The sequence below is a fragment of the Microtetraspora sp. NBRC 16547 genome (assembly GCF_030268965.1).
Lineage (GTDB): Bacteria > Actinomycetota > Actinomycetes > Streptosporangiales > Streptosporangiaceae > Microtetraspora.
The window spans coordinates 82,142-108,040 of the sequence record NZ_BSSE01000006.1 but is presented as its reverse complement, the minus strand read 5'-3'; the positions used below and the strand labels follow the sequence as shown (position 1 = coordinate 108,040).

The following is a 25,899-nucleotide window of genomic DNA, read 5'->3' as shown; positions in this document are numbered from 1 at the left end:
ACCCGAGAGCACCACTCGTGTCCGTCCATCACCGATGGTGCCGCCTTACGCGATCGTGCCGTACAGGCTGGCGCCGCCTTTGGCGCTGGGCTTCGACCCCCGCCCGTTTCCAGACGAAGCCGCCAGCCTGCTACCGGGCCTCCTGGCAGCACCCGGACCGGACTTCCACCGGCAAGCAACGACGAGCTTACGAACAGCAAGCTCAGCCGCTACGTCACGGCTTCACCGGCCGCTCTGCGGGACGCACGAAAAGGGGCTCAAGTAGCATCAATTCGCAACAGACGTCCTCCGAGCTGTACCGATCTGATCCAGAACTGCCCGGGTCTCGGGAGAGGCGGAGACGCCGAGGGCGGCGAGGCGGGCCTTGAGGTGGCGGACGCGTAGGCGGGCTTCGTCGGTGCGGCCGAGTTCGACCAGGAGCCGGATGGCTGCCCGGGCTGCGCTTTCCATGTCGGGGTCGAGCGCGCAGGCCTGGTCGAACACCTCCAGAGCGCGCTCGCTCCGTCCGGTTTGCTCGTGAAGCGTCCCCAGTTGGAGGAGCGCCTTGACGCTGGCCACGGTCAACGGCCAGCGGTGGTCCTGGTCGAGCCAGTCGTACTTGAGCCCCTGGCCCAGGGGTCCCCGGCACAGCCCCGCTACCGCTTCCAGGGCCATCGTCTTGGCTTCCTCGTCGGTGGTCGTGCGCGCATCGGCGAGGGCCCGGTGGAAGGTCCACAGGTCGACGTCAACGTGTTGGGCCTCGATGCGGTAGGTCTTGCCGCTCCGCTCTACGAAGCTGGCTTCCTTGTCCCCCAGGCCGGTCGACTCGCGTAACGCGACACGCAGATCCTTGAGCGCGCTGTGGAAGCGGTAGCCGGCCAGCGTCTCCTCCACATCCGGCCAGAGGTACTCGCAGATCTCCTCGCGTTCCAAGCCCTTGGGATGCACGGCGAGGAGGACGAAGAGCTCCAGGGCCTTGGTCCGGCCGGAGATGTCGACCACCTTGCCGTCAACCTCGACGATCGGCTCTCCAACGATGCTCAGTCGCACGCGCCGCTGCGCCGTACCCGGTGGCGGCACGGACAGGTCTACTTCCCGCGTTGGCTGCTCGGCGGGCATGCCGTTCCCGGCGGCGAGCTTGTGGAGAACGGCGCTCGCGGCTTCCTCAGGCAGATGGAACAGCCTGATGTCTCGTAGTTTCTCGGCCAGCTCGCCGGACGCCTTCGCCACCCGGTGGTCCTCGCTGACCTCACACGTCGTTCCTGACGCCGAGCGCCCGACTATCAGTGCGCCGATGCCGAAACTGGACGCGAGGCCCATGAGCGTGTCCAGATACGAGTTGCCTTCCAGCGAACAGGCGGTCAGGAGCAGCGCGGGCAACGGCTCGTCGGGTTCGGCGTCACGCAGCTCAGGGATGTCTTCGGCTTCCGAGTCTCGAAGGATGCGACGCCGGGTGACGAACTGACCTTCGAGGTGGTCGATGGCATCGTTCAGCTCAGGTGCCAGCCGGAGGCCGGGCAGGTAGTCGCTCATCGTCAGGATGGAGGAGCCGAACCACCGTTCGGCGTCCTGGCTCGGTATGACGATCTCTGCGCGGTGCTGGTCCGCCTGGCTCAGGAGGCCAAGGACGATGGCCCGGATGCAGTCGTCGGCTCCCGGGCCGGTCAGAGCGAGGTTCAGGCCGGACAGTGCCAGCGACACCGGTTCCTCACCGCGCGTGCCCACCTTGAGGGAGCTCGGCGGATCGGTCGAGAAGGATGACGTGACCAGCTCGAAGTCGTCCGGCGGCGTCTCGTCGGACTCGGCATAGCTTCGCCGGTGTGCCCGCTCCAATGCTCGTACGGCGGGTTCCTCCGGCTCCGGTACGAGCACGCTGACGGGCTCGTCAATGTCGCGGATGGTGACATGTCGCCGCTGGCGGAGCCGTGCCGCGGCGAGGGCGACCGCCACCCCGGCGGCGAAGGACAGTGCCACCATCCCGCCGCCCGGGAGCGCGACCACATTCGATGGGGCTGATACCGCCGGCACCTGGGCAGGCGACATACGTTCAGCCGCAGGCCGGGCGGAGACGTCAGCCCGAGGTGGAACGGCAGGACGGTGTAGCGCAGGCTTTCCCCCGGCATGTTCGCGCTCGGGAAGGGTCAGGCGCCAGCCGGGTTCGAGCACGTCCGGATCGACGAGCCGCGCTCCGTCGGGCTGCACGCGGTCCTTGTTCAGCTTGAAGATCTCCTTGTGCCGCCTGCCGTCTCCGAGCCGTTTCTCGGCGATCTCCCACAGACTTTCGCCAGAGGCGACCGTGTGCACATGGCGCTCCGCATCGCGAGAGACGGCCTGGCCCTGCTCATACGCCTTACGTTCTGTGTCCAGCTTGGTGGCGTCGGCGGGCAGTCTCAGAGTCCAGCCAGGTCTGAGCCAGTCCCCTCTGGTGAAAGTCTGGCCGTCGTCCATGACGTGCCCCTGGTTCAGGATGACGATCTCTCGGTAGCGCATCGGCTCCCCGAGGTGCTTTCTTGCGATCTCCCAGAGCGTGTCCCGGGGCTTGACCACGTAGTTCTTGTACTGCTTTGCGGGCTCGTCGGCCTCCGGCTCGGCCGCCATCAAGGCATGGTCGAGCAGCGGCGCGGGTGTCACGGCGACCGCCGCCGCCGGAACGGCTCCACGCGTGGCGACTACGGGAGCAGCCGCGGCCAGGGTGATCGTCGTGATGAGGTAGGCGGCGAGCCGCTGAAAGGGCATGCGGACCCGGCTCTGAGTCGCGCGGAAGGTGCCCACCAGCTCGACGAGCACCGCCCAGGCGAAGAGCGCCCAGCAGGTCCAGATGATCCCGAGCAGGAGCGCCTTGATGACAACGGGTTCGGCGGGGGTGGCCAGGTCATCGAGAGTGGGTAGGTCGATCGGCCAGAAGAAGGCCAGCAGGACGGTCGGGATGCCGGCCAGCAGGGCCGCCAGCACCGTGGCCGCCGTGACCTTGCTGAGGATGGGGTGGCGCAGGCCGTACATCGTCATGATCGTCCTTGCTCGATGCCGTGGAGCATCCGCGCTGACGCCTTGGCGGTCGCGGTCACGTTGGCGATGCCGATCAGGGAGACGAGCGTGGTCGGCTTGGACACGGTGACGGTGACCTGAATGGTCCGGCTTCCGGTCATCGCGACGTTGCCCGCATGTCTGGCCGAGGCGAGGTAGCCACGAGCTGCCGCTACCGCCTTGGAGGTGTCGACCTCAAACCGGCCGCCTTGTGCGTAGGCCCGGTCAACATCGATCTGTCCCGCTCCGGCGCGGGCGGCCTCCTCGGCCACCGCGTACGCCTCCCGGTATGCCTGGATCTTCGCCCCGCCGTCCACCACGAGGCCGGCGCAGATGAGCAGTGCCAGGGCGAAGACCACCGAGAAGGCGGTGACGGAGCCGCGGTCGTCGGTCAGGTTCATGGTTGGTCTCCCCTCGCGCGGAAGGGGTCGATCGGGCTGGTGAAGTTGCTGGTGAGCTTTTTGGAGCCTGGGGTTCCGGGTAGTGCGAGGTCGCTCAGTTCGATGTCGCAGGTCACGGTGGCGGCCACGACGGCGGAGGTCCCCACTGGGGTGGAGAAGCCGCTGGTGTCCACGGTCACGGAGGGGTCGCACTTCAGCCCTTCGCGTGCGAGAGCGTCGCGCGCGCTCGCCTGCGCGGCCGAGCGCGCCGACGCCGGATCTCGCGCGATGGACGCTTGGCGGGCCGCGTCCCTGGCTGCGGCGTCGATGGCTCCGTGGGCGATGGTGACGCGACCGACGGCGATCATCATGACCAGCATGGCGAGCAGGGCGGGCGCGATGATCGCCGTTTCCAGCGCCATGGAGCCTCGATCAGGATGCTGTGTCATCCGGAGGTCCACTTCTCCAATGGGGCTCGGGCGACCTGCTCGACGGTGAGGTTGAGCAGCGGGACCAGGCTGATCGCCTGGCCCCGAACCGTCACCACAACCGTGTCTCCCGTCCGGTCGACGTTCACCGTCGGCGATTGGAGAAACGATCCGCCGACCTGCCTGACGAAGCGTTCCGCCGTCCCTTGCCCTGCCGAGAGGCTGGAGCCGTACGCGCGTCCTACACGGAGCCCTTCCTGGGCTGCGGAAAGGGCGATGTTCCGGGCGTGGAACCACAGCGCGGTGTTGACCGCGAGCAGGATCAGCAGGAGGACCGCGGGGTAGACGACCGCGGCCTCCAGGGTCGCCGAGCCCCGCTCGCGAGCCGTCATCCGATCTTGTCCAGTTGCTCGTTCACGGCTTGAGTGATCTTCGCTCCTGCGGCGATGGCGAGCAGGAACACGATGGCGGCGATGATCACCCACTCCAGGGTGGACGCGCCCCGTTCCGGCTCCGCGCCACGCCGCGCCGCGTACCGGTTCACCGCGGACAGGCACTCTCTCGCTCGTACGCACATGGCGAGCAGGCCCTTGTTGGTCATCATGAGTACCTCCGGGAGGGGTCAGCCTCCGGCCATCCGGGCGAAGGCGGGATAGCCGAGCAACAGCAGGAAGCCGATGACTGATAGAGCCATCGGGACGGTCATGGTCTCGGTGCGGGATCGGGCCTTGGAGACCTCGGTGGACAGCTCCACCTCGCGGAGGGACTGGGCCTTGGCCATGAGGGTGTCGAGGATGCCAGCGCCGCGGGTACCGGCGAGCCTGGCGATGGAGGCCAGGTCGGCGAGTTCGGGAACGCCGATCTCCTCTGCCAGGCGGGTGAGCTCGTCCCATGCGCTACCGGTGCCGCGGCGTGCCGGATCGAGTGCGAGGCCGAGCCGTCGGAACGTCCACCCTTCGCCCACCTTCGCGGCGGACTCCAGCGCGTCAGCTGGTCCCGATCCGGCCGCGCGGGCGAGTGCCACGAGGTCCAGGTACGCGACGATCGCCTGCCGGAACGCCTTACGCGCCTCGGCGGCCTGGCCACGAACCGCCGCGTCCGGGGCGAAGAACACTGCCACGGCGAAGGCCGCGCACGCTGCCCAGGAGAGCGCCCAGGGCAGGGTGACGCCGAGCAGCGCGCACCAGGCCCAGAACACGACCGGGCCTACTGCCGCGAGCAGGATCATCAGACCCTTCTGGGCGAGATAGTCGTTGGCGGTCTTGCCGAGCAGCGCCAGGTCCGCATGCGGGACGCGCGCCCCGATCACCGTTCCCGCGAGCCTTCTGGCCAGATGTGTGCGCCAGTTCCCGTCCGGTTCCATACGGCTCGCACCCGGCCGGAGCCGTTCCATCGCGGGCGCCAGTGCGGGCGGAGCAGGGAACAGCACGGCGATCGCCAACGATATGCCGAGGCCGATCAATGCGCCGGAGGCCAGAACAAGTCCGATCACGAGGTCTCCCCCGATGGATTGATGAACCGGTGCCCCTTCGGTGGCCTGGCCAGGCGGTACAGCCACGCGAAGGCCCCCGCGTACAGGGAGATGACGATGGCAAGCACGACCTGGCCGCCGAAGGTGCCGAACGGCGCGACATAGGCCCGGTTGAGCAGCGCGAAGGCGGTGTAACCGAGCAACGCACCGATGACCCATCGGGCCGTGGTGCGATGGGTGGCGCGTTCGGCGTCGATCTCCCGCCGGGCCGCCACGTCCTTGGCCACCGTGCGCGCGAGACCCTGCAGGACCTCGCGCAACCCCTTGCCCCGTGCCCGACAGGCCAGGATCAGCGCGGCGGCGATCACATCTCCGGTCGGGTCGTCCAGGTCGTCGGCAAACGTGCGCAGTGCTTGTTCAGTGGGAGTGCGGAAGGCGAGCCGGCGCGCCAGTGCCCGGACCTCAGCCGCGATCGGCGCCGGTGGATTGCCGGCGCTGGACTGCAGCGCCTCCTCGATGCCCGCGCTGCCGCCGAGGACGTCGGCGAGGTGACGGGTCCACGCCTCCAGCGCTTCGAGCCGCTCGATCCGGCGTGCGGTCTCGCGGTTGGTCAGCATGCGCGGCAGGACCACCACGCCCACCGCCGCTCCCACTGCTGCAACGGGCCAGCTCGTGAGCCACAACGTCACGGCGAACGCGACCAGGGCAGAGACAGCCGGGATGGCCGGGATTCGCGGTAGCCGTCGCCGCGATGGCCGCGGCGGCCGTTCCTGCACTGGGCGGGTCCCGGCGACGGCGAGCAGCGGTCCCGCGATCAGCAGCGCGCCAGCGAGCGCGGCGAACCACTGAGTCATGCGTACCCTCCGCTCCAGACACGGGGCACGAACAGGTCCGGGTCGAACCCGGCGGCGACCAGCTCGTGCATGCACTGCGGGATCGTGTTCGGGACGGCGCGGCCATCGGGCCCGGGGACGTAGACGTGGTTGACCGCGGGCTCCATGCCGTCGCCGGTCGGGAGGACTTCGTTGATCTCTGCGACGTAGCGGCGGTTGACCAGCCCGTCGATGTCATGGCGGAGCTCGTGGCCGAGATGGACGACGAAGTCCACGGCCATGCCGATCGTGCGGAACAGCGTGTCGGCGGCGATCGTGAGGCCGCCCGATCCGGCGAGGATGAGCATCCGGGCGAACACCTGGTCGGCCGAGTCGGCGTGCATGGTGCAGATGGAGCCGTTGCCGCCGGTGTTCATCGCCTCCAGCATCGGCACCAGCTCATCGCCGCGGACCTCGCCGACGATGATGCGGCGAACATTGAACCGCAGCGCGTCCTCGATGAGCTGGTGCATGCTGATCGCGCCCAGCCCTTCGGTGTTGCCCTCCCGGGCCTCCAGGGCGAGCACGTCGCGGTGGCGGTCGGTCTGCAGGTGGAGGAAGAGTTCGTACTCCTTCTCCACGGTGGCGATCCGCTCATTCGGGTCGATCTCGGCGGCGAGCGCGCGGGCGAAGGTGGTCTTGCCGTCCCCCATGCCGCCAGTGATCACGACGTCCTTGCGAGCCCGTACGGCGGCGCCCAGAAACGCGCGGAGCCCCTTGTCCAGGGTGCCGTTCAGCACCAGGTCGTCAAGGTCGGCCTCCAACATGCCGTGCCTGCGAATGGACAGACACGGGCGCGGCGTGACGCCCATCAGGGCCGCCATGCGGGTCCGGTGTCCGACCGACAGGTGGAGACGTGGCCGGGCGATCGAGAAGTCCCTGGCGGTCTGCCCCTGGTAGGCGGCCCACCTGCGGACGTTCTCCACCAGTTCCTCGTCGCTGTCCGCGACGGGCGGGCCGAGCAACTTCCGGCCGTCGGAGTAGGTGATCCACACCTGGTCATAGCCGTTGACGTCGATGTTCTCCACCTCGGGATCGTCGACGAAGGGCTGGAGACGCCCCAGCTCGAAGATCTCGTTGTAGACGGCCTCGGCGAGCAGCCGTTCCTCCGTCAGGCTGGGCACGTCCCTGCCCGCCAGCGCCCGGTTGTCGACGTACTCGCGGACCAGATCGGTGATGGCCGCCTTCGCGAACTCGCGGATCGCGTCGTCGCCAGTCGACCCGGCATCGTCCAGAGCTTCGGTGACCCTGGGCAGGATCTCCCGCACAGCCCGCTGCGCATCGAAACTCACCGCGCCGTCACCTCGTCCCGTACGGCCTGATCCCAGAGGGTTTCGGCGAGCGAGCGCGCGGCCCGCAGCAGCAGGGAACGCGGCACGTACCGTTCGTTGCCCGCACCGTGCGACAGCACTGCGGCCGCTCGCGGGTCATGCGGAAGGTGGTCAACCACCTCAGCGCCGAGCGTCCGGGCGACCTCCTTCCGGCTGTACGGCCCCGCGCCGACGAGCAGGACGCGCGGATCCGGCCGGGGACCGCGCAGCCCCTTGATCTCGGCAAGGCGGGGAGCCGCCGCGGACAGGTCCATGAGGGTGGGGCGGGCCACAACGAGCACCTGGTCCGCACGGATCAGCAACGCGGTGGGCGTGTCCGAGCCACCGACCCGTCCGACGTCCGCGATCACATCTCCGGGTATCGCGGCGAAGGTGTCGGCGATGCCGGGCCACAGCGGCTGGACCGAGGCCATCTGGGCCGGCTCGGCGAGACCGGGAAGAACCCACCGGTTCTCGGGACCACCCAGGTGATAGACCTGCTCGCCCAGCACCGTTTCCGGATCGGCTCCACGTCGGAGCTGGACCGCCCACTCCCCCAGGCCACGCTCTCGTGGCTGGCCCACCAGATAGCCGGACAGCAGGCTGCCGCCGGCGGGATCGCATTCGGCGAACAACACATCGCGCGGCCAGGCGAGAGTGAGCGCGAGTCCGGTCGTCGTCACCCCAGGGCTGTGACCGCCCGAGCAGAGCACGACCAGCATCGCCTCACCCCGCCCTGGACTGGAGAACGATCGCGACCTTCCCCATGGCGGCCTGGCGCGCGAGAGCCGTACCGTCCGCAGCCGGGACGACGAGATCCACCACGATGAGCCCGTCGGCGTCCGGCTGGCCAACACGATCGACCCGGGCGAGGTGATCCATGGAGACCCTGCCGCTCTGCCCCTCCGGCGTGCTGGAAAGTACGGCGGTGGCCACTACGCGATCACCGGGCTGGATCCCCCTGGCCGGGAGCTGGCTCGCCTTCAACGCCAGGGGGACAACGACCTGGTTCGGCGCGGGGATGAGTATCTCTGCAATCTGGCTGGGTGCGAGGAGGCTCCCGGCTTTCAGGTCCACCGCGGCTCTCTTGCCGATCACCGCGCTCTTGTCGACGGCCTCCAACGAGTGGACCGCCGGGTCCATGCCCATGGCCACGGTTCTCAGATCCTGTGCCTGGAGTTGCTGCCCGATCGGGACATCGCGGGCCATGACGAGCACGGGCGTCTGGTGGCCGGCGACGCCGTACACCTCCCAGGCGATGAGCGCGCCGAGTGCGGTCAACGCGACGCTCGCCACGAGCATCGCGGGGCGACGCCTACCCGGGAGCGGACGGACGTGCGAGACGTGGCCCTGTTCCCTGGTCGGCGTGAGCCGGTGGAGCATGGGGCTATCCCTTCGTGACGAGCGCCTGGGCTTCGACGACGCGGATCGGGAACGTGACCGATCGGGCGATGGGCGGCAGCGTGCCGCCGGCCCCACCCGAGCCGCGCCAGGTGCCGCGCCAGGTCACGGTCACAGTGACCCGATAGGAGCTGTTCGGGCGCGGATAGCGGTAGGAGCAGGTGGAACTCTGCTCACCAGCGCTTCTGGCAGGGTCGTAAGCAGTGCCGGGACCGTCGCAGATGATCGTCTTGCCATCACCGGTGCTGACAGTCATCCGCTGCGGTGTCGCGGTCGCCTCAGCCCAGACAAGACCGGTTTGCAGCCGCTTCGACCTGGCCGTCCACTCGCCTTTGGCGAGGTAGAACCAGTGCGGGAGGCCGACAAGTCCTTCCTTGCCGCGTGGCGGCGCGGTGAGCACGTTCGGCGGCTTGATCGGAATCAGCTTGTACGCCTGGCGAGCGAGCTGCTCAGGCGTGACACTCGGGTCGAACTTCTTCCGAACCCATATGACGTCCCGGTACCCGTCGGAACATTCGACGAGGTAGTAGGCCCCTTTGCCGGAGGGCTCATCGTTGGGATTGCTGCCAGGGTCGACGAATTCAAGGCCACCGTTCTTCCGCCCGTCAACCGCCCACGGCGTGTAGGAGCACGTAACCCCAGATCCCTTACCAACTGGAGTAGCGGCACCAGGCCGAGGCGCTTGCTTCCCAGAAATGATGTAACCGGCGTACTGGCCCGACACCTCGACGCCGTTGTCGTTTCCGAGGGAGACGAAGGCAAGCGCGGCTGCGAGGGCGGAGCTCAGGCCGTAGGCGAGCAAGGCTCTTCCACCTGTTCCACCTTCGAGACCCGCCACGCGCCGTCCCGGCCCTTGAGGAGCATGCTGATCAGGTGCGTACCGGTCGTGCCGTGGGTGAGACGCTTACCGGTCTTGTCGTCCGCTTGGCCAGCTTTGCTGCCGTCCTGGCAGTCGTGCAGGGTCGCACGGTCGTCCTTGATCCGCACGTCGAACGTGTGGATCGCAGGGCCACCCCAGGTGACGCGGCCTGTGGCGCGGAGCGCGGCAATCCCGCGGAGCATCCGGTTCAGCAACGGCTGGGTGGCCACGCGTTCGAGGATCGCCGTGCGCTCCTCGGGCAGAGCCCGTTCGGCACGTTGGCCGGCTGGGTAGAGATCGCGGTACACGGCCACGATCGCTTCGTCACTTGTTGAGGGACCCGGCGTCCGACTGGCGGAGGGCATCGTCGTACTGCGATCCGGCGTAGGCGTGGTGTCTCCCGCCTGACAAGCGCTGACCGCCACAACTACGACGAAGATCGCCCTTATCGGGAACGGCGCCCATTTTGGGCATGGCGAAACAACCCTCACTGACCAGCAACCTTTACTGAGAGGCAGTAAACAGCTACGTGAGGTCGTCAGATTAGTCGGCCCGCCGGGCTCGCCACCTACGTTTCAAGCAACAGATCCCTTACCTCGCTCTACCTCTTGAGCTGGGCAAATGCATATTTGTGGGTATCTCCGTGAATAGGCACTCTCTCGGTGACATTCGAGGTTTCAGCCCAACCGAACCTTCGAAGTCCCTCCAAACAAGGAGATGTGACGCGGCAGTCCCGTCGCCTGGATCCGTTGAAAGAGCCCGGCGAGCCCCACTTCGCCTACGCGCAGGGCTACGGGATCGACCCCCAGGTGCGATCCCGCTGGACTCGCCGGGCGAAAGGCGCGACGGCGCGAGACCGCACCTCTGTCGCATCGCCGCGCCCGCTCAGAAGGCCTCTCTCATAGGGGGCCGGCCTGGAAGACCTGATCGAAGTCAGGCATCCGCTCCAGGTACAGCGGAGCGATCAGGCGGGCGGCACCGGCGGGGTCACTTGCCGGGTGAAGATGCCAGCGCCGATCCGGCCCCGCCCATCGGTACACGCGCATCAGCCCCGTCCAGACGACGAGCCCGGGGGCGAGGCTCAGCATCGGATTACCGGAGTTCATCCGGAACACGTCCCTGTCCTCAGTGGGAACCTCCACGCCCTTCAGTTCGCGGCGGAGGTTCTCGATCGCCTCATCCCTGATCACGATGCCTCCGCTGTACGACGCTGCCGGGAATGGGAGATTGGCCAGACGCGCTGGGGCCGCATAGGCCAGGCTCGGAAACAGCGCTCAATCTCCCACGCCTGCTGCTCCAGTTGGGCAGCCGTACGCGACTCAATGTGTGGCGCGGCAGCGAGGTCGCGTGTCACGGGCAGGGCCCAGAAGTGGCCGGTGTGCCGGCCGTACCAGACGGTCCAGGACGGCAGCCGCACTGCGAGCAGCCGCACCGCCTGTGTCGCGTTCGTCTCGTCCATGTCAGGCGTCCCATCGATGCCGATAATCGGACCGGTCCCAGTAGAAGGGCTGCATCCCTGCGTTGGGAGGATGACAATGAGGAGCACCGGCGGACACGGTTCGTGTTCGAGCGAGTGCGGAGGCCGATACGACCGATTCCCCCGATGGTCCAAGCGGATCCGGGCCGAACGCAAGGCCCAGCGATGGGACATCCACACCATGGCCCGTCGCCTCCGAACCACCGCTGCCAGCGACGGACGCGATCTCCCCAGCCACGAAACACTCCTCACGATCTGAACGCGATGACCGCCATGAACGCGATCCGGCAGCCTGGTGCCCACCCGCTTGCGGGCCTGCGGCGTCAACGAGGACGAACTACGGTCACATGCCGAATCACCACGCCGCTTCCCTCCGCTTCACTTAGAGACGCCACACGCGTTTCCCGGCAACTTCGACTACACATCGCGATAATCCGTACACAATTTGATATGTCACGACATTTCGTCGTTCCGCCTGCCAAAGTGATCGTGTGATGCCGATTGACGATGACGGCCGTCTCCTTCAGGCTCAGTACTCCGTCGAAACAGATCAGCCTTACCTATCACTGATCTTGGAGAGTTCCAGCGGGGCGGCGCCCGGGAGGCTCAAGAGGAACCCCGACTACATCGCCAGCCTCAGGCTGCTGTTGACACGACTCCAAGCCCTCGGAGCAGTCCTGCAGGACGCACTCGTAGACACACAGAACACGCAACGACAGCAGTTGCCAGAAGCCGAGCGCAGGCTGATCCCCAGCGCGATCCGTCTCGTCGGCCAGGACATCGAGGCCCTCCGAAAGACACTCACCTCCGCTCAGGGCCCGGTCGGCCAAGCCGCCGGAGCCATCAAGAAGGGCAATAACAGCAAGCGAATTCGACTTCGGCTCAACGTTCCGGGTTTCACCCCTGCGGAAGCGAACCGCCTTGCGACCACGCTTGCCACACCGCTCCTTTTGGAAGGGGGCTCACCAGAACGACATGGGCGACGAGACCATCACGACGACGCGCCTGTTCGAGACTCGCCACGGCATCGCCGTTTCCTTCAGGACGCCCGGCTCCGGCGCGCGATCGAAGAGTACGCCGTCACCCGAGCAACGACCTACTTCGAAAACCTTGGCTACACGGTGGAAGATGTCGGAGCGTCACGGTCATACGACCTTCACGCGGCCAGAGACACCGAAGAACTGCGTATCGAGGTCAAGGGCTCCACCCTCTGCGCCGACTCGGTAGAGCTAACCCTTAACGAAGTCAACAACGCAGACGGCGAGTTGAGCGTCCTAGTCGTGGTTGACCAGATCGCCCGTCTCGACGACGGATTCGAGGACCCCCAGTTGGGAGGTGGGCGCCTCCGTGCCTGGTGGCCCTGGAAACCCGCCGCAGAGGACCTCAGCCCCACCCGCTACCTCTGCCAGCTCCCGCCAATGCCGACGTACGAAGAGTGATCGATCATCGGCGTCGGATGTAGGACAGCAGGGCAGAGACGTGGAGCCTAGGAGTCCGATCAGATATCTCAGCCACGTTCTCCGAGTGTGGTCTAGGCGCGCACCAGTGCGAGAAGCACCTCGCTGTGAGGCACGTATCCACCCTGAACTGCACAGCGTTCCAGAGCAGATCGAGGACTAGATGCGACGACGACACCCTGGCCGTCTGGAACATCGTCAGCGGCCTCCTGTTTGCTGGCCCTTGAACGTATCTTGATTACGGCCGATCAAGTGAACCAAAGGCGCCGCCTGTCGGAGTCGAGGTTCCATTAAGCGCCCAAGGTGCCCATGTTCGTCGAGCTGTGCTGTCAGGAGATCGCGTGAACGACGAGTTCGAAGACAATTACGACACGTTCAGGGCTCTCCTCGATGCCTTCACCCCAGCGGAAGCGATCAAGAGGCTCGAACTCATGCAGGTCGGGCCAGCCATCATTCAGAAGATCAGGGATAGACACGAGCGGCAGACAATCCGCATCAAGGAACTGGAGGAGCCGCACTCCGTTGTCTTGGGCAACCGAGACACCTGGTACACCGGTCCGTCACCGAAGGACAAGTGCTGGCCGGCGATAGTCCGGCAGCTCGAAAAGGACGGCTGGTCCCCATCTTCCGTCGAAAGCCTGGACACGGCCTCCACCCGCATCGTCTCGCTGCTCAGCCATCCGAAGGAGAAGAAGTTCTCGACCCAGGGGCTCGTCGTCGGTTATGTGCAGTCGGGCAAGACGACCAACTTCACCGCGGTCATGGCCAAGGCCGCCGACCGGGGATACAAGCTGTTCATCGTCCTCGCTGGCATCCACAACGGTCTACGCAGACAGACTCAGGCCCGGCTCGTCCAGCAGCTCGTCGAGCCGAACCCCACTCGTTGGCACCAATTGACCGATCTTGACCGCGACTTCGTCCCGACCGCCAACGCTGCGTCATTCTTCGGAAAGAGCAACAGGGCGCACGTGCTCTGCGTCATCAAAAAGAACGCGACAGTCTTGCGCAAGTTTGCCAAGTGGCTCGATTCCGCGTCGGAGTACCTGCAGGACTGCCCCGCGTTGATCATCGATGACGAGGCCGACCAGGCGACAGTCGCGACCAAGACGATCAACCCGAGGATCCGGGAGATCCTTAGCTGCCTGCCCAAGTCGGCGTATGTCGGCTACACCGCCTCACCGTTCGCCAACCTGCTGATCAACCCCAGCGCCGACGACCTATACCCAAAGGACTTCATCGTCAACCTGCCCAAGCCGGAAGGGCACTTCGGCACAGAGGTGCTTTTTGGCCGATACGCACTCGATGGCGAGGACCCCGAGGACGTCGACGACGGCTACGACATGATCCGAGAGGTCCCGGACGACGACGTGGAACGCGTCCGGCCCCTCAAGCGGGCCGACGTAGAGGGGTTCACGCCCGAGATCACCGAAACCTTGCGCGACGCCATTCGCTACTTCTGGTTGGTCACCGCGGCTCGGCGGGTGCGTGGCACCGGCAACCCGCACAGCACAATGCTCATCCACACCAGCGTGAACACCGCAGTGCACAACAGCTTCAAGAAGCCTTTGGAGTACCTCCGCGACAGCATGAACGACATGCTCGAGAATCCGGCCGTCCTTCAGGAGCTTCGGAAGCTGTGGGACGACGAGACCGCTCGGGTGCCGGCCGAGGACTTCGACGAGGTCAGGGTGGAGTTCGACGATCTGCTCTCCGAGATGCCCGGTGTCCTCCGCGATTGTCGGATCGTCATGGACAACTCCAGCAGCGAGGACCGCCTCGATTACGAGAACGGTCCCGTGGTGGCCATCGCGGTGGGTGGCAACACCCTGTCGCGTGGTCTCACGTTGGAAGGCCTGTCGGTCAGTTACTTTGTGCGTGCGGTGTCCGCATACGACACCCTCCTGCAGATGGGCCGCTGGTTCGGCTACCGAAGCGGCTATGCCGACCTGCCCCGGATCTGGATGACGGCCGAGCTCAGTGAATGGTTCCGGCACCTGGCGACGGTTGAGACCGAGATGCGCCGAGACATCGACATCTATATGACGGAGACCAAGAACCCGCTGACCTTCGCGGTGCGTCTGCGTACCCATCCCGCGCTCCGGGTCACCCAGGCCGCCAAGATGAAGGACGCGGTCAAGGCCGCCTCCGCCTACGGTGGCCAGCGCGTGCAGACGCGGTACTTCCATCTCGATGGCCAACTACTTCTCGACAACCAGGACGCCGCGAAACAGCTCGTCACCAGGGCCGTGCAGCACGCGACCCGATCCGACGCCCATCCGGAGTCTGGCCGATTCATCTTCCGTGACGTCCCCTACGACCTCGTAGTCGACTTCCTTACGCGGTATCGCTTCCACGAGAAGTCCATGGAATGCGACGCCAACCTGCTCATCGGCTACATCAAGAAGCGCGTCCGCAGTGCGGGTTCCCTCCGGCGATGGAACGTCGCAATCGTGGGGAACCCTATGGAGGACGATGACGCGGCCTTCGAGTTCGCCTCCGGGGTAACGGTCCAGCGAATCACCCGCGCGCGACTGGACCCGAGGTCGCCGGGTGAGCCAGAGTCGGGCTTCGCCGACATCAAGACGCTGATGAGCCGCAGGGATGCGGCAGTCGACCTCAACGGTGAGACGGGCAAACTCACCGAGCAGGAGATCAAGTCTGAGCGGCAGAAGCAAATGCCCGAGACGGGCCTGCTGGTGCTCTACCCGATCGACAAGGTATCCGCCCCACCTCCGCGAGAGAAGCAGCGCCGTGCACCGCTGAACGCCGACGAACATGTGATCGGCGTAGGCCTGGTATTCCCGCAGCCCCGCGACGAGGACAGCTCCATCGAATGGATCTCCGCCGACCTTTCGGGGGTCGAGATCGAAGAAGAGGACCTCAGCCCGATCGAGGCTGAGGAGGCCGGGTGAACGAGAGCCTTCGTGATCTCATCGATCAGCACTGGAAAGAGCTGGAGTCCGAAGAGGTGTCCGGGAAGCGCAGAGTGCGGCTCTCTGAGCTTCCCCTCGACACCACCCATGGACGACTAGCTGCCGCTGTGGACCATGAGGGTCACCGCCACGTGCTGGTGCCGATCAGTTCACATCAGCCTGTCCGACGGGGCCTGGATGGACCGGTCCTTGTACTGCGGAAACGCCCCCTCGAAGGAGACGACAGTTATCAGACGTACGCAGATCTCTGTTGTCTGCGACCAGATCTAAACGATCTTTTTACCATGCTATGTGCGGACGCCCTGAAGGCGGCCGCCACCATGCCTGATAAGCCGCTCAAGGCCCTCTACCGTGTGCTGGACCGCTGGAAGGCACTGTTCCAGACAAGGGGGGCAACACTCGGTGCCGAACAGCTCGCCGGGCTATTCGGCGAGTTGAAGGTGCTCATCCGGCTACTGGAGCAGGATGGCAGCGCTCACCAACTATGGCGAGGACCCCACGGCCATCGCCACGACTTCTTTGCTGGCGGTGCCGCCGTCGAAGTCAAGGCCTCGACTGCCAGCGAGGGGCGTCGCGTACGCATCCATGGCCTTGACCAGTTGGAGGCGCCGACCGGAGGCTCCCTACAGGTGGCCTGGTACCGACTGGAACGGAGCTCGGAACATGGCGAGAGACTTCCCAGCCTGATCGAGCAAGCACTCGAGCTTTGCGATGACGAGAGGGCCTTGCTCGGCCTGCTCGCCACGGCGGGCTATCACTCCTTTGACATTGCCTTCTATCAGGACGTCCGCTTCTCAATCACTGAGGAGCGCTGGTACGAGGTGAACGAGGGGTTCCCCAAGCTGACAGGTAACGATCTCGCAGCGGCAGGCATCCCGATCAATGTGACAGACGTCACCTACACGATCGACGTGTCCAGCGAGCCGCCAATCCCCTTGGAATCAGAGCGAGTGAACGAACACCTCAGCAGCATGCTCCAGGGATCCTCATGACGAAGGTGTCGTGGTACTCCCAACCATTCCCGCCCGAGGGCGCGAGCGCGGCCGAGGGGATCCGCAAGCAACTCGGCCGTCCCGAGCTGGATCTGCTGACGATTCTCGTACGGGAATCGGCCCAGAACAGCTGGGACGCCCGCCTGCCCGACCGCACCGAGCCGGTCGAGTACGCCATCGACATGTGGACCGTGAGTCCCGCGCGTGCGGCGGCTTGGCGCGACCTGCTGTCGCAGGACGCGCCCCTTAATAGCCATCTGCCGCTCCGGCAAGCGCTGAGCCAGCCGACGATTCAGGTAATGGCGGTCTCCGATCGCGGCACCAGCGGGCTCGGCGGCCCGACCCGGGCGGATGAGGCCGTAGCCAAGGGCCACGATTTCGTGTCCTTCGTGCGCAACATCGGAGAACCCCGTGACACAGAGCTCGGCGGCGGCACCTACGGGTTCGGCAAGGGCATCTTCTACCTGGTCTCCAAGGTTGGAACGATCCTGCTCCACACGCGATGCAAAGTGGACGGCGGGTACGAGACCCGGTTGATGGGCTGCGCGCTCTGGAAGAGCTACGTGGCCAACAAATCGGACGGAGAGAGGCGGTACACCGGCCGGCACTGGTGGGGTGACACCACCGGAGAGGTCGTTGAACCGTGGGTCGGCGCCGAAGCGGACGCCGTGGCGCATCGCCTCGGGCTGCGTCCCTTTGGTGACGATGAGACGGGCACCACGATCATCATCATCGATCCGCTCCTGGAGGGCCGGGATTCCCCCGCCGAGGCAGCCGGTTACCTGGCGGAGACGATCGCATGGCACCTGTGGCCGAAGATGCTCGAGTCCTCCGACGGGCGGCCTGCGATGCGCTTCTCGATGACCTGCAACGGTGTCGACTACCCGGTGCCCGACCCGCGTGCGACCCGACCACTCAACCTGTTCATCGCAGCTTATGAAGCCATGGAAGGTCATGAAGGGAAGGACCTGTACTGTCTGAATCCCAAGAAGTTCCTCGGCAGACTCGGATTGGTCAAACGCCCCGCACCGGCCCTGGAGGCCACCGCCGCGTCACGGATGGTGGACATCGAGAACGCGGTTCACCATGTCTGCCTCATGCGCCCGGCGGAGCTCGTGGTCACGTACCGCCCTGGGCCGAAGCCCCCGAGTGAGTATCAGCACTACGCCGGGGTGTTTCGGGCCGATCCCGCTCTGGATGAGACCTATGCCAAGGCGGAGCCCCCGACGCACGACGCATGGAATCCACAGTCTCTCGAATCTCCGGAGAGGACTTACGTCAACACCACCTTCCGGCGCATCGACGAGGCGTTGAACGCGCTGTTCGACCTCGGCGGCGTGACGAGGGGGGACTCCGCCAAGGTTGCGCTGGGAGCGGCCAGTGCGAAGTTCGCTTCCCTCGTCGGCGGCGTGTGGGGAACGGGTGGGGCCACCAACTACGGCAAGCCCGGCAGCACCGAGCCGACGTCCCGCAACCCCTCGCCAGCACCATCCGGATCGAGCAAAGGGACGACACCCGACAGGACGATTCGGCACCGCCCTCGCGTGGAGTACGTCGACACTCCCTATTACGGAGATCGCTTGGGCATCCCGGTGCTGATCCAGGCGTTCCGTCTGCCCGTGCCCGGTCCTCAGCAGGTGCGCATCGATCTGGCCGTGGCGCTGGCAGGCCCCGGGGGACGTGAGACCGATCCGCCGTTGGGAGCCGCGATGCCCAGTCTGCTCGGCTGGGAGGACCCGGGCGGCTCCCTGCACACCACTCCGTCTCATGTCATCGAAGGCGGTGACGGTTCAACCTGGCGTGCGATCGTCCGTCCTGCGCGCGACACAATGACCGAGATCGACATCTTCACCGAGGCGGTGCAGCGGTCATGAGCCGCCGCGCGCTGCCGTATCGCCGTCCGTCCGAGGATGTCGTGGAGGCCGATTCGTGGTTCCTGGTGACCGAGGACGGTGATCTGGCGCTGCCCGAGTCGCTGCCCGACTGGGACTACCAGATGGATCTCGAACTCCGTCGCAAGGTACGCGTTGATCTGGATCGCGCCAGATCCGAAGCCGGGCTCCCGCCGGAGACCGCTCTCACCCTGGCCGCGGTCTGGACCGCCACCGGGTCTAACTTGAGGGGCCCCGCGGATCGCATCCGGATGACGGGGACCGGCCTCAACGACCTCGAGATCAGGGTTCAGCTCCGCGGGTCCGACCTCGGCGGCGTGCTCGTCCTGGACACTGCGCTGGTGCTTTCGGAAGCTCTCCCGAACGGCAAGCCGTCGACACCGCGCCGTGCTGGCTCAGTGCTCTGGAGTGACCGCCAACCCTTGAGGCTGCAGGGCGACGCCCCGCAGTTCCCGATGGCAGTGATCGACTTCGCCAAGACCTCATTCCCCGAGAATGCGGCCTGGCACCTCCAGATCGGCAGCAACCTGCACGGAGCCACCATGGGCTCGTTGCTCCTGCTGGTCAATGAGCAGAACGCCGTCACGGCGACCGCGTTCCAGAACGCGGCAAGACCTCGTCCTGTCGACAGGGTCGTCCTGTCTGCCGTTTACGCTGACGCTGCACGCGTCATGATCGAGCACGCGCTGCGCCATGACGACTTCGAAGACGGAGCGGCCTTCCCCGACGACACCTTGGGCTCCACGTTGCTGTCACTGTTCCATCAGCTGTTCCCGGGCTCATCGATCAATGACGTCCGGCTCAGGTTCAACCACTCGCCCAGCCTCTTCGCTTCGGAGCTCCAGGCGGCAGTCAAGATCTTCGGAGAGGTGTGATGGGGCTTCTCTACCCCCGGCTCCTAGCCGACCAGGCCAAGCCTCTGCATGAGGAATACCGGAACCTGCAGATCACCGATCTGATGGGACACGCCGCCACCGCCCATGACTCAGCTGTGTACGTCGCAACGGGAGGGGACCGGGTCTCCGAAACCAGGCTCCGCGAGCTGCGTGATCTGGTAGTGGATCTCGCCAAGGAGTCCGGCTTCCCCAACGAGTCCAACCGTGAGCTCCGCGCGGCGTTCGATCTGCGTCTCGCCGCCGCTCTGCACTCCGAGATGAGGCTCGTACCCGCAGAAGCCGCATCCGGAGACGTGTGGGCGTTCCTCGCCCTGGTGCTGCTCCCCGACGTCGCCTACTGGCGGTATCCGGTGCCTCCGGGCGACCGGGTCCTGGGCACCGACCTCACGCGACACACCTTCGGACGCATGTGGTGGCGCGCTCAGCTTGTGCATTCCCCCGATGACTCCGATCCCTACGCGGCCTTGAAGATCCTCGGCGAAGCCGCTTTCGACCAGATCTATGCACGTCGAAGAGCACTTGGCAACAGCCCTCATCTGGTCAAGGCCATCCTGCGTGTCTGGGACGGACTCGACCTTCGCGGATTTCACGAGCGCGAAGCCTTGCAGGACTTCCTGAAGCGGCTGCTACGCCTGGCCCCCTTCGTGCTCTTCGAGTCTCTCCCTGATCAACCGCTGGAGGCCGAGCTCCGCACCGCCGTCAGGGAGACCGTCACCGCGCTGCTCAGCACGATGCCGCTGACCGAGGATGAGCGGCAGGCCAAGATAGAAGAGGTCTTCGCCGGATCTTTTAGTGGAATCACGGACGCTGGCTCAATGAGGACGACGCCAGCCCCTCCGAGCGAACCCTCCCCCGAACTGCCCTCCTACCCTTCACATGACTCCGCTCTTATCAGACAGCCCACAGCAGAAGCGGCCGGAGAGACCGAACAAGCCGGTCGATCTGTCGACGGCCCTGCACCATACAGAGCGTACGAGGGGCCAGGCTTCGGTGATCCTCGCATGCTGGGCCTTCGAGAACGCGCCGAAGCCGTTGTAGCGGTTGTGTCCGCGGAGGGGCCCGTCTTGGCCGAACGCGTCTACCGCATCATCACCCAGCTGGCAGGGACTCGCTTGCGCGACGCCGCAGCCGGTGACTTGGTGGAGGCAACGAAGTTCGCCGTCCGCACCAAGCTGATCGCAGCGGAGAATCAGGTCGGACGAGCTGGCTATCGGGGGGCCACACTTCGGTTACCCAGCCAACCGGCTTGTGTTCTCCGGACCCGCGGCCCACGTGATCTCGATGAGATTCCGGACTTTGAGCTGGCTACGGCGGCGAGCGTGGTGCAGGCCGAGGGCCTGATAAAGGATCATGGCCTGCTCGCAAAGCGGGTCTCCCTGCTCTTCGGATACGAGAGGTCGACGGAGCGCTTCAAAGAGGCTTTGATCGAAGCCCTGCAGAGGCACAGCCTGTAGCGGAAGGATGTACGCGAAAGTGGCCCGGAGCCGATGAAGTCCGACTTCGGGCCACGGCTTTCGCATCGTTACTGATCCGGTCCGATCTTAGAGAAAGCAGTTACCTGACGGAGCCGCTTTTCCTCCGCGCCACTTGGCAGATGGAGCATTGGCGGCTCATCCCCGGTTGCGAAAGACTCCGGCTTCTGTTGGCAGATCTGAGCGAAATCGCAACTGTCGCACTTCTTCCTCGAAGGTCGCTGGGGGAAATCTCCGCCAGCGATCCGGCCCACCGCCCACTCCACGTTGGTAACCGCCGCTTCGACTGCGTCGGCATCTACAGGGACCTGAATCCGCTGACCGTCCTTGAGTAGGTGAACTGCACCGGTCCGCGCGTTCGCGCCGTGAACCAGTTCCGCTCCTCGCGCATACAGCTGGACCTGCAGGGAGAGATCCTCCCATTCGAGATCCGGGTTGGTCGTCGGCTCCGGACCACCCTCCATGGTCTTGAAGTCGATCACGAACGCTTCTTGGATCCTCTCGGCGTCGTCGAGGCTGAGAAGCAGGTCGATGGCCCCAGAGATGACCGCCCCCTCCACGGGGATCTCGAAGGGAAGCTCGACCTGTCGCTTGTGTTCGAAATCCTTCGCGTACTTATCGGCGTAGTCGGAGACGATGCCCGATGCCTTGTCCCGCGCCCGCTCGTAGGCGCCCGGACGGTTGATCGGATCGGAGCTGGGCGCCACGTGCTTGAGGTGGAACAGCCCTTCGGCGATCGCTCGTGCCTCGTCCGGAGTGGGGGCGTTCCCGTTGTAGACCTGATGCAGCTTGCCCACGGCAGCGTGTACGGCCCGACCGAATCCGAACAGCTCGGGGATGGGCGGCGAGAAGCCGTTCACCACGCTCAGCTTGTAGGCGTGGGGACATCGCAGGAAGGTGCGGATCTGCGAGTAGCTCGTCGGGAGCACGGACTCGTCCCCCCGTCGCTCGGGCGTAGCCGGGGGCGGCGTCATAGGCGGCGGCGCCCCCGGGTCCAGGAGGTCCCGACGGATCTCCTGATGAGTAAGCCTCGCGGCGTAGGGCGACACCTTCGCGACTCGTTTTCCGGCGGGAAGCTGCGCCGCCCCCGTGACGTACAGGTAGCGCTCTGCGCGAGTGATCGCGGTGTAGAAGAGACGAGCCTGATCGGGACTGCCGGTCTGATACGAGCCGTTGTCGAGAGCCGGCTGGATGAGAGGTGCGGGAATCCACCCGTCGTAGCTGCGGCGCTTTCGGGGGAAGCGGTTGGCCTCCACGTCGACCACGAAGACCACGGGGAACTCCAGGCCCTTGGCCCGGTGCACCGTCGACACGGTGACCGCGTCCGGCCTGCGCATGATCTGGTTGTCCGTCTCGTAGCCGTCGCCGGCCACGTTCCCCAGGAAGTTGAGCAGCTCAGTGAACCTCTGTTTCCCGTCCATGGAGAAGTACACCTTCTCCACGTCCTGGAGAATGCGGCTGAAGGTACCCAGGTCCGTCATGACTCCGTCGTCGAAGCCGCTGCCAGCGACGTTGAGCGCCTGAAGGAGGTCATGCAAGAGCTGCTGCGGGAAGAGCCGCTGCCGGGAAAGACCCGCTCCGACCGGGGCGTGGATGCGCCGGCCCCAGTCGGCGAACACGTGGCGAACACGGCCAAGATCGGCGAAGGAGAAGGCGGGCAGCAGTTCCGAGTGGAAAAGCTGGTCGACCTCGTTGCGGCTAGGGGAACGTTCCCGGAGCAGCTTGAAGGCGCTGTGCACCGCGGCCGGCTGGGCGCGGTCGAATAGCTGGCCTCCCGCGTTCAGGGCGTAGACGGTTCCACGCGCCTCCAGGGCCCGGACGTAGGCGGCATGACGCTTGGTCCCGTCGCTCTCGAGCTGTCCGGTCGACTGCATAAGGATTGCGAAGTCCGCGGGGGTGAGTCCTCGCACGGTGCCGTCGGGTTCCTCGTACGCCGTGCCGAGCAGTTCCTGGATGCGGTTTGCGACGAAGTCGGCTTCTGCCTGCCGGTCGGGGAACTGCTGGACGGCGAATTCCCTGGGGCTGCGATCGAGGTGGGCACTCAAGACCTTCGGCAGACGCTCGGCGCCCAGCTCTTGGGCGGCGAAGTCTCCGGCCGCCTCCACGATCGCGGAGGTGGAACGGAAGTTGGTGAGCAGCTTGTGCACCGACGCTTGCGGATATCGCTTGTCGAACTCCAGGATGTTGGTGACATCGGCCCCGCGCCAGCCGTAGATCGCCTGGTCGTCGTCTCCGACGACGAACAGGGTCTTGGAGTTCTGGTGCATGAGACCGATGAGGCGCTCCTGGATCACGTTTACGTCCTGGTACTCGTCCACCAGGACGTGCTGCAGCGGAGCCAGAGCCTGGACGGCGCCGGGGGCGTTGGCTTCGAGTGCTTCGACGACCAGCCTCTGCATCAGGGAGAAGTCAATGAAGCGGTCCTGCTCCATGTGTGACCGAAGCTGTTCCAACGCCGTCCCGAGGTCCGGGCGCTGGGCGGCGACGTCTGCGGGGTCCAGCAGCTCGTCGTTCATCATCTGCCAGGCGCCGCCGAACTTCTTGATGGCCTCGAAGTAGCCGCGCCGCTTGCCCTCTTTCGTGGGGTAGGCGTCGCGTAAGGCGGTGATTCCCAGCTTCGGGTAGCGGGAGATCAGGTAGAGCTGGAACTGCATCTCGTCCAGGACGTCGAACTGCCGGTACCCGGCGTCCATGTCGCCCAGCACCCGCTGGCACCAGGCGTGGATGGTCCCGATGTACATCCCGCCGACCATGAGCGGGTCCATTCCGCACTGCTTGAGAGCCGCGGCCACGCGGATCTTGATCTGCTCGCCCGCCTTCTCCGTGAAGGTGAAGGCCACGATCGACTCGGGAGCCGCCCCGGAGGCCATCTGGTGCGCTACCCGGGCGGCCAACGTCCGCGACTTACCCGACCCTGCACCTGCGAGCGCCAGTACTTCTCTCTCCGACGCCGCCGCCGCCGCATACTGCTCCGGAGTCAGCCATCCCCTCAGGGCTTCCTCAGTACCCACCTGTGCTTCCCCCTCCTTGATCCCCTCACCGTTGTCTCGTCACACAGTGCCAGGTGGGTCTGACAATCCGCAGTGAATCGGAGTTTCGTGGGATGACGCCCCCCGAGCATCCTTAAGTCCGGAAGCACGACAAGAGTTCCGTTCAGGCCGCATCGCGTTGTTAGCTCCTCCATCGCCCGAGGGTTCATGAGCGCCTGCGGAGGGGAGCCCCGTGCCTCGACGCCGACATAGCGCCGCACGAGCACGCAACCTCTGCGTGATCTTTTCCAACGCCTACTGGCACCGGCCAGATCATCGCCGCTCGTGTCCCGGAAACACCCCAGCCGCAGGGAAAGGACTGATCACCGGTTGAGCGCTGCGAGCCGCGAGGCACGCACGGCGTGAACTACCTCCGCGACGTGTTGCGCCGCTACTACTGGATCCTCGTGCTCCCAGATCCTGATGACCGACCAGCCTGCTTCTTTAAGCAGGCGATCGGTGTCCGCGTCTCGTTCTCGGTTACGACGGAGCTTCTCGGCCCAGTAGGCCGAATTCGTCTTGGCCACACTGTGATGCTCAGGGCATCCGTGCCAGAAACAGCCATCGAGGAAGACTGCGATGCGAAGGCGAGGGAAGACCAAGTCGGCCGTTAGGCGACGCCCCGGAAGGGGGCGAACAGCAACGCGATAACGCAGGCCAAGAGCATGAACGGCTCGCCGCAACGCGAGCTCGGGTATGGTATCGCGGCTCTTGTTGGATCTCATGCTCGCCCGGACGGCGGCGCTAGAAGCCCACGACTCTGCTTTCGGCCCCACAAGGTCCAAGGTACGACGAGGATCGCCAGCCAGGTTACGGTGCCGCCGTTCATAGGCACCTGGGCCGAACCCACACCCCCAGCCAAGTGGACAGATCCTATTTTGTCGGTCATCGTCAGTACCCTTCTCTCGATCAACTTGGACGAGAGGACAGAAGTGGGTAAGACCGATCACACTTCCCTCAGGAGCCTGGAGATATGTGCAGGTGGGGGAGGGCAGGCTCTCGGCCTTGAGCAAGCGGGCTTCGAACACGTGATGCTCATCGAGCGCAACCCGAACGCCTGTGCCACACTCAAGGCCAACCGTCCCGACTGGAACGTGCTAGAGATGGATCTCCGCGCGTTCCATCCGGAGGGGTACCCCGAGGTCTCAGGGATCGACCTACTCGCTGGCGGTGTCCCTTGCACCCCATATACGGTCGCCGGTCACCAAATCGGGGAAGAGGACGACAGAGATCTCTTCCCAGAAGTGATCAGGTTGGCCGAAGCCCTCTCGCCTCGCGCGATCATGATTGAGAACGTCGACAATCTACTTCGCAAGCAGGGGTTCTCTGCAGTCCGCGAGCGTGTTGTGAAGGAACTCGTGAGCCTCGACTACGTCGTCGAGTGGAGGCTGCTGGATGCGCAGAACTTCGGAGTGCCCCAGCGACGTGTGCGAAGCGTCCTCGTCGCGTTACGCCCTGAGCACCACGTACGCTTCTGCTGGCCTGTCCCGACCCCGGCGACTCAGACCGTCGGTCAGGTGCTGCGGGATTCTATGGCGAGCCGTGGCTGGCCGGAGGCGGACAAGTGGGCCGCCAGAGCCGACGAGACCGCACCCACCATCGTCGGCGGGTCCGAGAAGCGCGGGGGCGGCGACCTTGGCCCAGACAGGGCCAAGTCCATCTGGTGCCGGCTCGGAGTCAACGGCAGCAGCATCGAGGACGAGGTTCCGGGCCCGGAGTTCGTCATGCGTGATGGTGTGGGGAGGAAGGGCAGGGAGGGGCTGCCTAAGTTGACCACCCCCCAAGTGGCGCTTCTACAAGGGTTCCCTGCGGACTGGAAGTTCGTCGGCAAGAAGACGGCCAGGTACCGGCAGGTAGGAAACGCGTTCCCGCCCCCCGTTGCCGCTGCGGTAGGCAGGGAGATCGCGGCTGCACTTCGACCAGCACCTTGAGACAAGATCGTCTAAGTGGTGGGCTTTGCCACACGAATCAGCTTTCGCCTGGTGAAGGTGCTCATGACCTGATCGCCCTTGCCTCGTCAGTGAGCC

22 protein-coding genes are annotated in these 25,899 nt (G+C 65.6%); 7 read left to right on the top strand and 15 right to left on the bottom strand.

All coding sequences use genetic code 11. The features are described 5' to 3' along the window. Window positions 1-267: 267 nt before the first annotated feature. The 13 genes from QSK17_RS11490 to QSK17_RS11430 form a co-directional block, all read right to left on the bottom strand. Complete coding sequence (locus QSK17_RS11490; protein WP_285704632.1) at window positions 268-2,985, bottom strand: LysM peptidoglycan-binding domain-containing protein; 2,718 nt, start codon at window positions 2,983-2,985, stop codon at window positions 268-270. Next, window positions 2,982-3,404: a pilus assembly protein TadG-related protein gene (locus QSK17_RS11485; RefSeq protein ID WP_285704631.1), complete on the bottom strand. Its 423-nt coding sequence runs from the start codon at window positions 3,402-3,404 to the stop codon at window positions 2,982-2,984. Before QSK17_RS11485 ends, QSK17_RS11490 begins: the two co-directional genes overlap by 4 nt. After that, window positions 3,401-3,805 carry a TadE/TadG family type IV pilus assembly protein gene (locus tag QSK17_RS11480; RefSeq protein WP_285704629.1) on the bottom strand — a complete coding sequence of 135 codons (405 nt, stop codon included), beginning with the start codon at window positions 3,803-3,805 and terminating at the stop codon, window positions 3,401-3,403. Before QSK17_RS11480 ends, QSK17_RS11485 begins: the two co-directional genes overlap by 4 nt. A 23-nt stretch (window positions 3,806-3,828) precedes the next feature. After that, entirely contained in the window at window positions 3,829-4,203 is a 375-nt protein-coding gene (locus QSK17_RS11475) for a TadE family protein (protein ID WP_285704628.1), read from the bottom strand. Beyond that, complete coding sequence (locus QSK17_RS11470; protein WP_285704627.1) at window positions 4,200-4,415, bottom strand: hypothetical protein; 216 nt, start codon at window positions 4,413-4,415, stop codon at window positions 4,200-4,202. Before QSK17_RS11470 ends, QSK17_RS11475 begins: the two co-directional genes overlap by 4 nt. Window positions 4,416-4,433: 18 nt before the next feature. Next, complete coding sequence (locus tag QSK17_RS11465) at window positions 4,434-5,303, bottom strand: type II secretion system F family protein (RefSeq protein ID WP_285704625.1); 870 nt, start codon at window positions 5,301-5,303, stop codon at window positions 4,434-4,436. Then, a complete protein-coding gene (locus QSK17_RS11460; protein WP_285704624.1) occupies window positions 5,300-6,136 on the bottom strand; it encodes a type II secretion system F family protein in 837 nt (278 codons plus the stop codon). The genes QSK17_RS11465 and QSK17_RS11460 overlap by 4 nt, the downstream gene beginning before the upstream one ends. After that, the gene (locus QSK17_RS11455; RefSeq protein WP_285704623.1) at window positions 6,133-7,446 is read right to left on the bottom strand and encodes a TadA family conjugal transfer-associated ATPase; all 1,314 of its coding nucleotides are present in this window, start codon (window positions 7,444-7,446) and stop codon (window positions 6,133-6,135) included. Before QSK17_RS11455 ends, QSK17_RS11460 begins: the two co-directional genes overlap by 4 nt. Then, window positions 7,443-8,186 (bottom strand): MinD/ParA family ATP-binding protein, encoded by a 744-nt coding sequence (locus QSK17_RS11450; RefSeq protein WP_285704622.1) that lies wholly within the window; start codon window positions 8,184-8,186, stop codon window positions 7,443-7,445. The genes QSK17_RS11455 and QSK17_RS11450 overlap by 4 nt, the downstream gene beginning before the upstream one ends. Before the next feature lie 4 nt (window positions 8,187-8,190). Further along, window positions 8,191-8,847, bottom strand: coding sequence for an SAF domain-containing protein (locus tag QSK17_RS11445; protein WP_285704620.1), 657 nt, complete (start codon window positions 8,845-8,847; stop codon window positions 8,191-8,193). Window positions 8,848-8,851: 4 nt separating this feature from the next. After that, a complete protein-coding gene (locus QSK17_RS11440) occupies window positions 8,852-9,667 on the bottom strand; it encodes a hypothetical protein (RefSeq protein WP_285704619.1) in 816 nt (271 codons plus the stop codon). After that, window positions 9,649-10,038: a hypothetical protein gene (locus QSK17_RS11435; RefSeq protein ID WP_285704618.1), complete on the bottom strand. Its 390-nt coding sequence runs from the start codon at window positions 10,036-10,038 to the stop codon at window positions 9,649-9,651. Before QSK17_RS11435 ends, QSK17_RS11440 begins: the two co-directional genes overlap by 19 nt. A 585-nt stretch (window positions 10,039-10,623) precedes the next feature. Then, window positions 10,624-10,914 carry a hypothetical protein gene (locus tag QSK17_RS11430; RefSeq protein WP_285704617.1) on the bottom strand — a complete coding sequence of 97 codons (291 nt, stop codon included), beginning with the start codon at window positions 10,912-10,914 and terminating at the stop codon, window positions 10,624-10,626. A 781-nt stretch (window positions 10,915-11,695) separates the two neighbouring features. Between QSK17_RS11430 and QSK17_RS11425 the strand changes: the two genes are divergently transcribed. The 6 genes from QSK17_RS11425 (at window position 11,696) to QSK17_RS11400 (ending at window position 20,825) form a co-directional block, all read left to right on the top strand. Further along, on the top strand, window positions 11,696-12,640 hold the full coding sequence (locus QSK17_RS11425; protein WP_285704616.1) for a protein NO VEIN domain-containing protein: 945 nt from the start codon (window positions 11,696-11,698) through the stop codon (window positions 12,638-12,640). A 359-nt stretch (window positions 12,641-12,999) separates the two neighbouring features. Next, the gene (locus QSK17_RS11420; RefSeq protein ID WP_285704615.1) at window positions 13,000-15,570 is read left to right on the top strand and encodes a Z1 domain-containing protein; all 2,571 of its coding nucleotides are present in this window, start codon (window positions 13,000-13,002) and stop codon (window positions 15,568-15,570) included. Continuing rightward, window positions 15,567-16,583, top strand: coding sequence for a PD-(D/E)XK motif protein (locus QSK17_RS11415; RefSeq protein WP_285704614.1), 1,017 nt, complete (start codon window positions 15,567-15,569; stop codon window positions 16,581-16,583). The genes QSK17_RS11420 and QSK17_RS11415 overlap by 4 nt, the downstream gene beginning before the upstream one ends. Continuing rightward, a complete protein-coding gene (locus tag QSK17_RS11410) occupies window positions 16,580-18,457 on the top strand; it encodes a hypothetical protein (protein ID WP_285704613.1) in 1,878 nt (625 codons plus the stop codon). The genes QSK17_RS11415 and QSK17_RS11410 overlap by 4 nt, the downstream gene beginning before the upstream one ends. Continuing rightward, on the top strand, window positions 18,454-19,350 hold the full coding sequence (locus QSK17_RS11405; protein WP_285704612.1) for a hypothetical protein: 897 nt from the start codon (window positions 18,454-18,456) through the stop codon (window positions 19,348-19,350). The genes QSK17_RS11410 and QSK17_RS11405 overlap by 4 nt, the downstream gene beginning before the upstream one ends. Continuing rightward, window positions 19,350-20,825, top strand: coding sequence for a DUF6339 family protein (locus QSK17_RS11400; protein WP_285704611.1), 1,476 nt, complete (start codon window positions 19,350-19,352; stop codon window positions 20,823-20,825). Before QSK17_RS11405 ends, QSK17_RS11400 begins: the two co-directional genes overlap by 1 nt. A gap of 68 nt (window positions 20,826-20,893) precedes the next feature. On the opposite strand, the gene QSK17_RS11395 is transcribed toward QSK17_RS11400, so the two are convergent. Together QSK17_RS11395 and QSK17_RS11390 are read right to left on the bottom strand one after the other, a co-directional pair. Continuing rightward, window positions 20,894-23,854: an ATP-dependent helicase gene (locus QSK17_RS11395; protein ID WP_285704610.1), complete on the bottom strand. Its 2,961-nt coding sequence runs from the start codon at window positions 23,852-23,854 to the stop codon at window positions 20,894-20,896. A 341-nt stretch (window positions 23,855-24,195) separates the two neighbouring features. Then, on the bottom strand, window positions 24,196-24,648 hold the full coding sequence (locus tag QSK17_RS11390) for a very short patch repair endonuclease (protein ID WP_285704609.1): 453 nt from the start codon (window positions 24,646-24,648) through the stop codon (window positions 24,196-24,198). A 102-nt stretch (window positions 24,649-24,750) separates the two neighbouring features. Between QSK17_RS11390 and QSK17_RS11385 the strand changes: the two genes are divergently transcribed. Continuing rightward, the gene (locus QSK17_RS11385; RefSeq protein ID WP_285704607.1) at window positions 24,751-25,803 is read left to right on the top strand and encodes a DNA cytosine methyltransferase; all 1,053 of its coding nucleotides are present in this window, start codon (window positions 24,751-24,753) and stop codon (window positions 25,801-25,803) included. Window positions 25,804-25,899 lie beyond the last annotated feature (96 nt).

Coding starts and splice junctions, on each gene's coding strand:
- QSK17_RS11460 (WP_285704624.1), bottom strand. CDS start 6,136: ATGACTCAGTGGTTCGCCGCGCTCGCTGGCGCGCTGCTGATCGCGGGA.
- QSK17_RS11480 (WP_285704629.1), bottom strand. CDS start 3,805: ATGGCGCTGGAAACGGCGATCATCGCGCCCGCCCTGCTCGCCATGCTG.
- QSK17_RS11405 (WP_285704612.1), top strand. CDS start 18,454: ATGAGCCGCCGCGCGCTGCCGTATCGCCGTCCGTCCGAGGATGTCGTG.
- QSK17_RS11475 (WP_285704628.1), bottom strand. CDS start 4,203: ATGACGGCTCGCGAGCGGGGCTCGGCGACCCTGGAGGCCGCGGTCGTC.
- QSK17_RS11410 (WP_285704613.1), top strand. CDS start 16,580: ATGACGAAGGTGTCGTGGTACTCCCAACCATTCCCGCCCGAGGGCGCG.
- QSK17_RS11425 (WP_285704616.1), top strand. CDS start 11,696: ATGCCGATTGACGATGACGGCCGTCTCCTTCAGGCTCAGTACTCCGTC.
- QSK17_RS11400 (WP_285704611.1), top strand. CDS start 19,350: ATGGGGCTTCTCTACCCCCGGCTCCTAGCCGACCAGGCCAAGCCTCTG.
- QSK17_RS11485 (WP_285704631.1), bottom strand. CDS start 3,404: ATGAACCTGACCGACGACCGCGGCTCCGTCACCGCCTTCTCGGTGGTC.
- QSK17_RS11445 (WP_285704620.1), bottom strand. CDS start 8,847: ATGCTCCACCGGCTCACGCCGACCAGGGAACAGGGCCACGTCTCGCAC.
- QSK17_RS11450 (WP_285704622.1), bottom strand. CDS start 8,186: ATGCTGGTCGTGCTCTGCTCGGGCGGTCACAGCCCTGGGGTGACGACG.
- QSK17_RS11470 (WP_285704627.1), bottom strand. CDS start 4,415: ATGATGACCAACAAGGGCCTGCTCGCCATGTGCGTACGAGCGAGAGAG.
- QSK17_RS11490 (WP_285704632.1), bottom strand. CDS start 2,985: ATGACGATGTACGGCCTGCGCCACCCCATCCTCAGCAAGGTCACGGCG.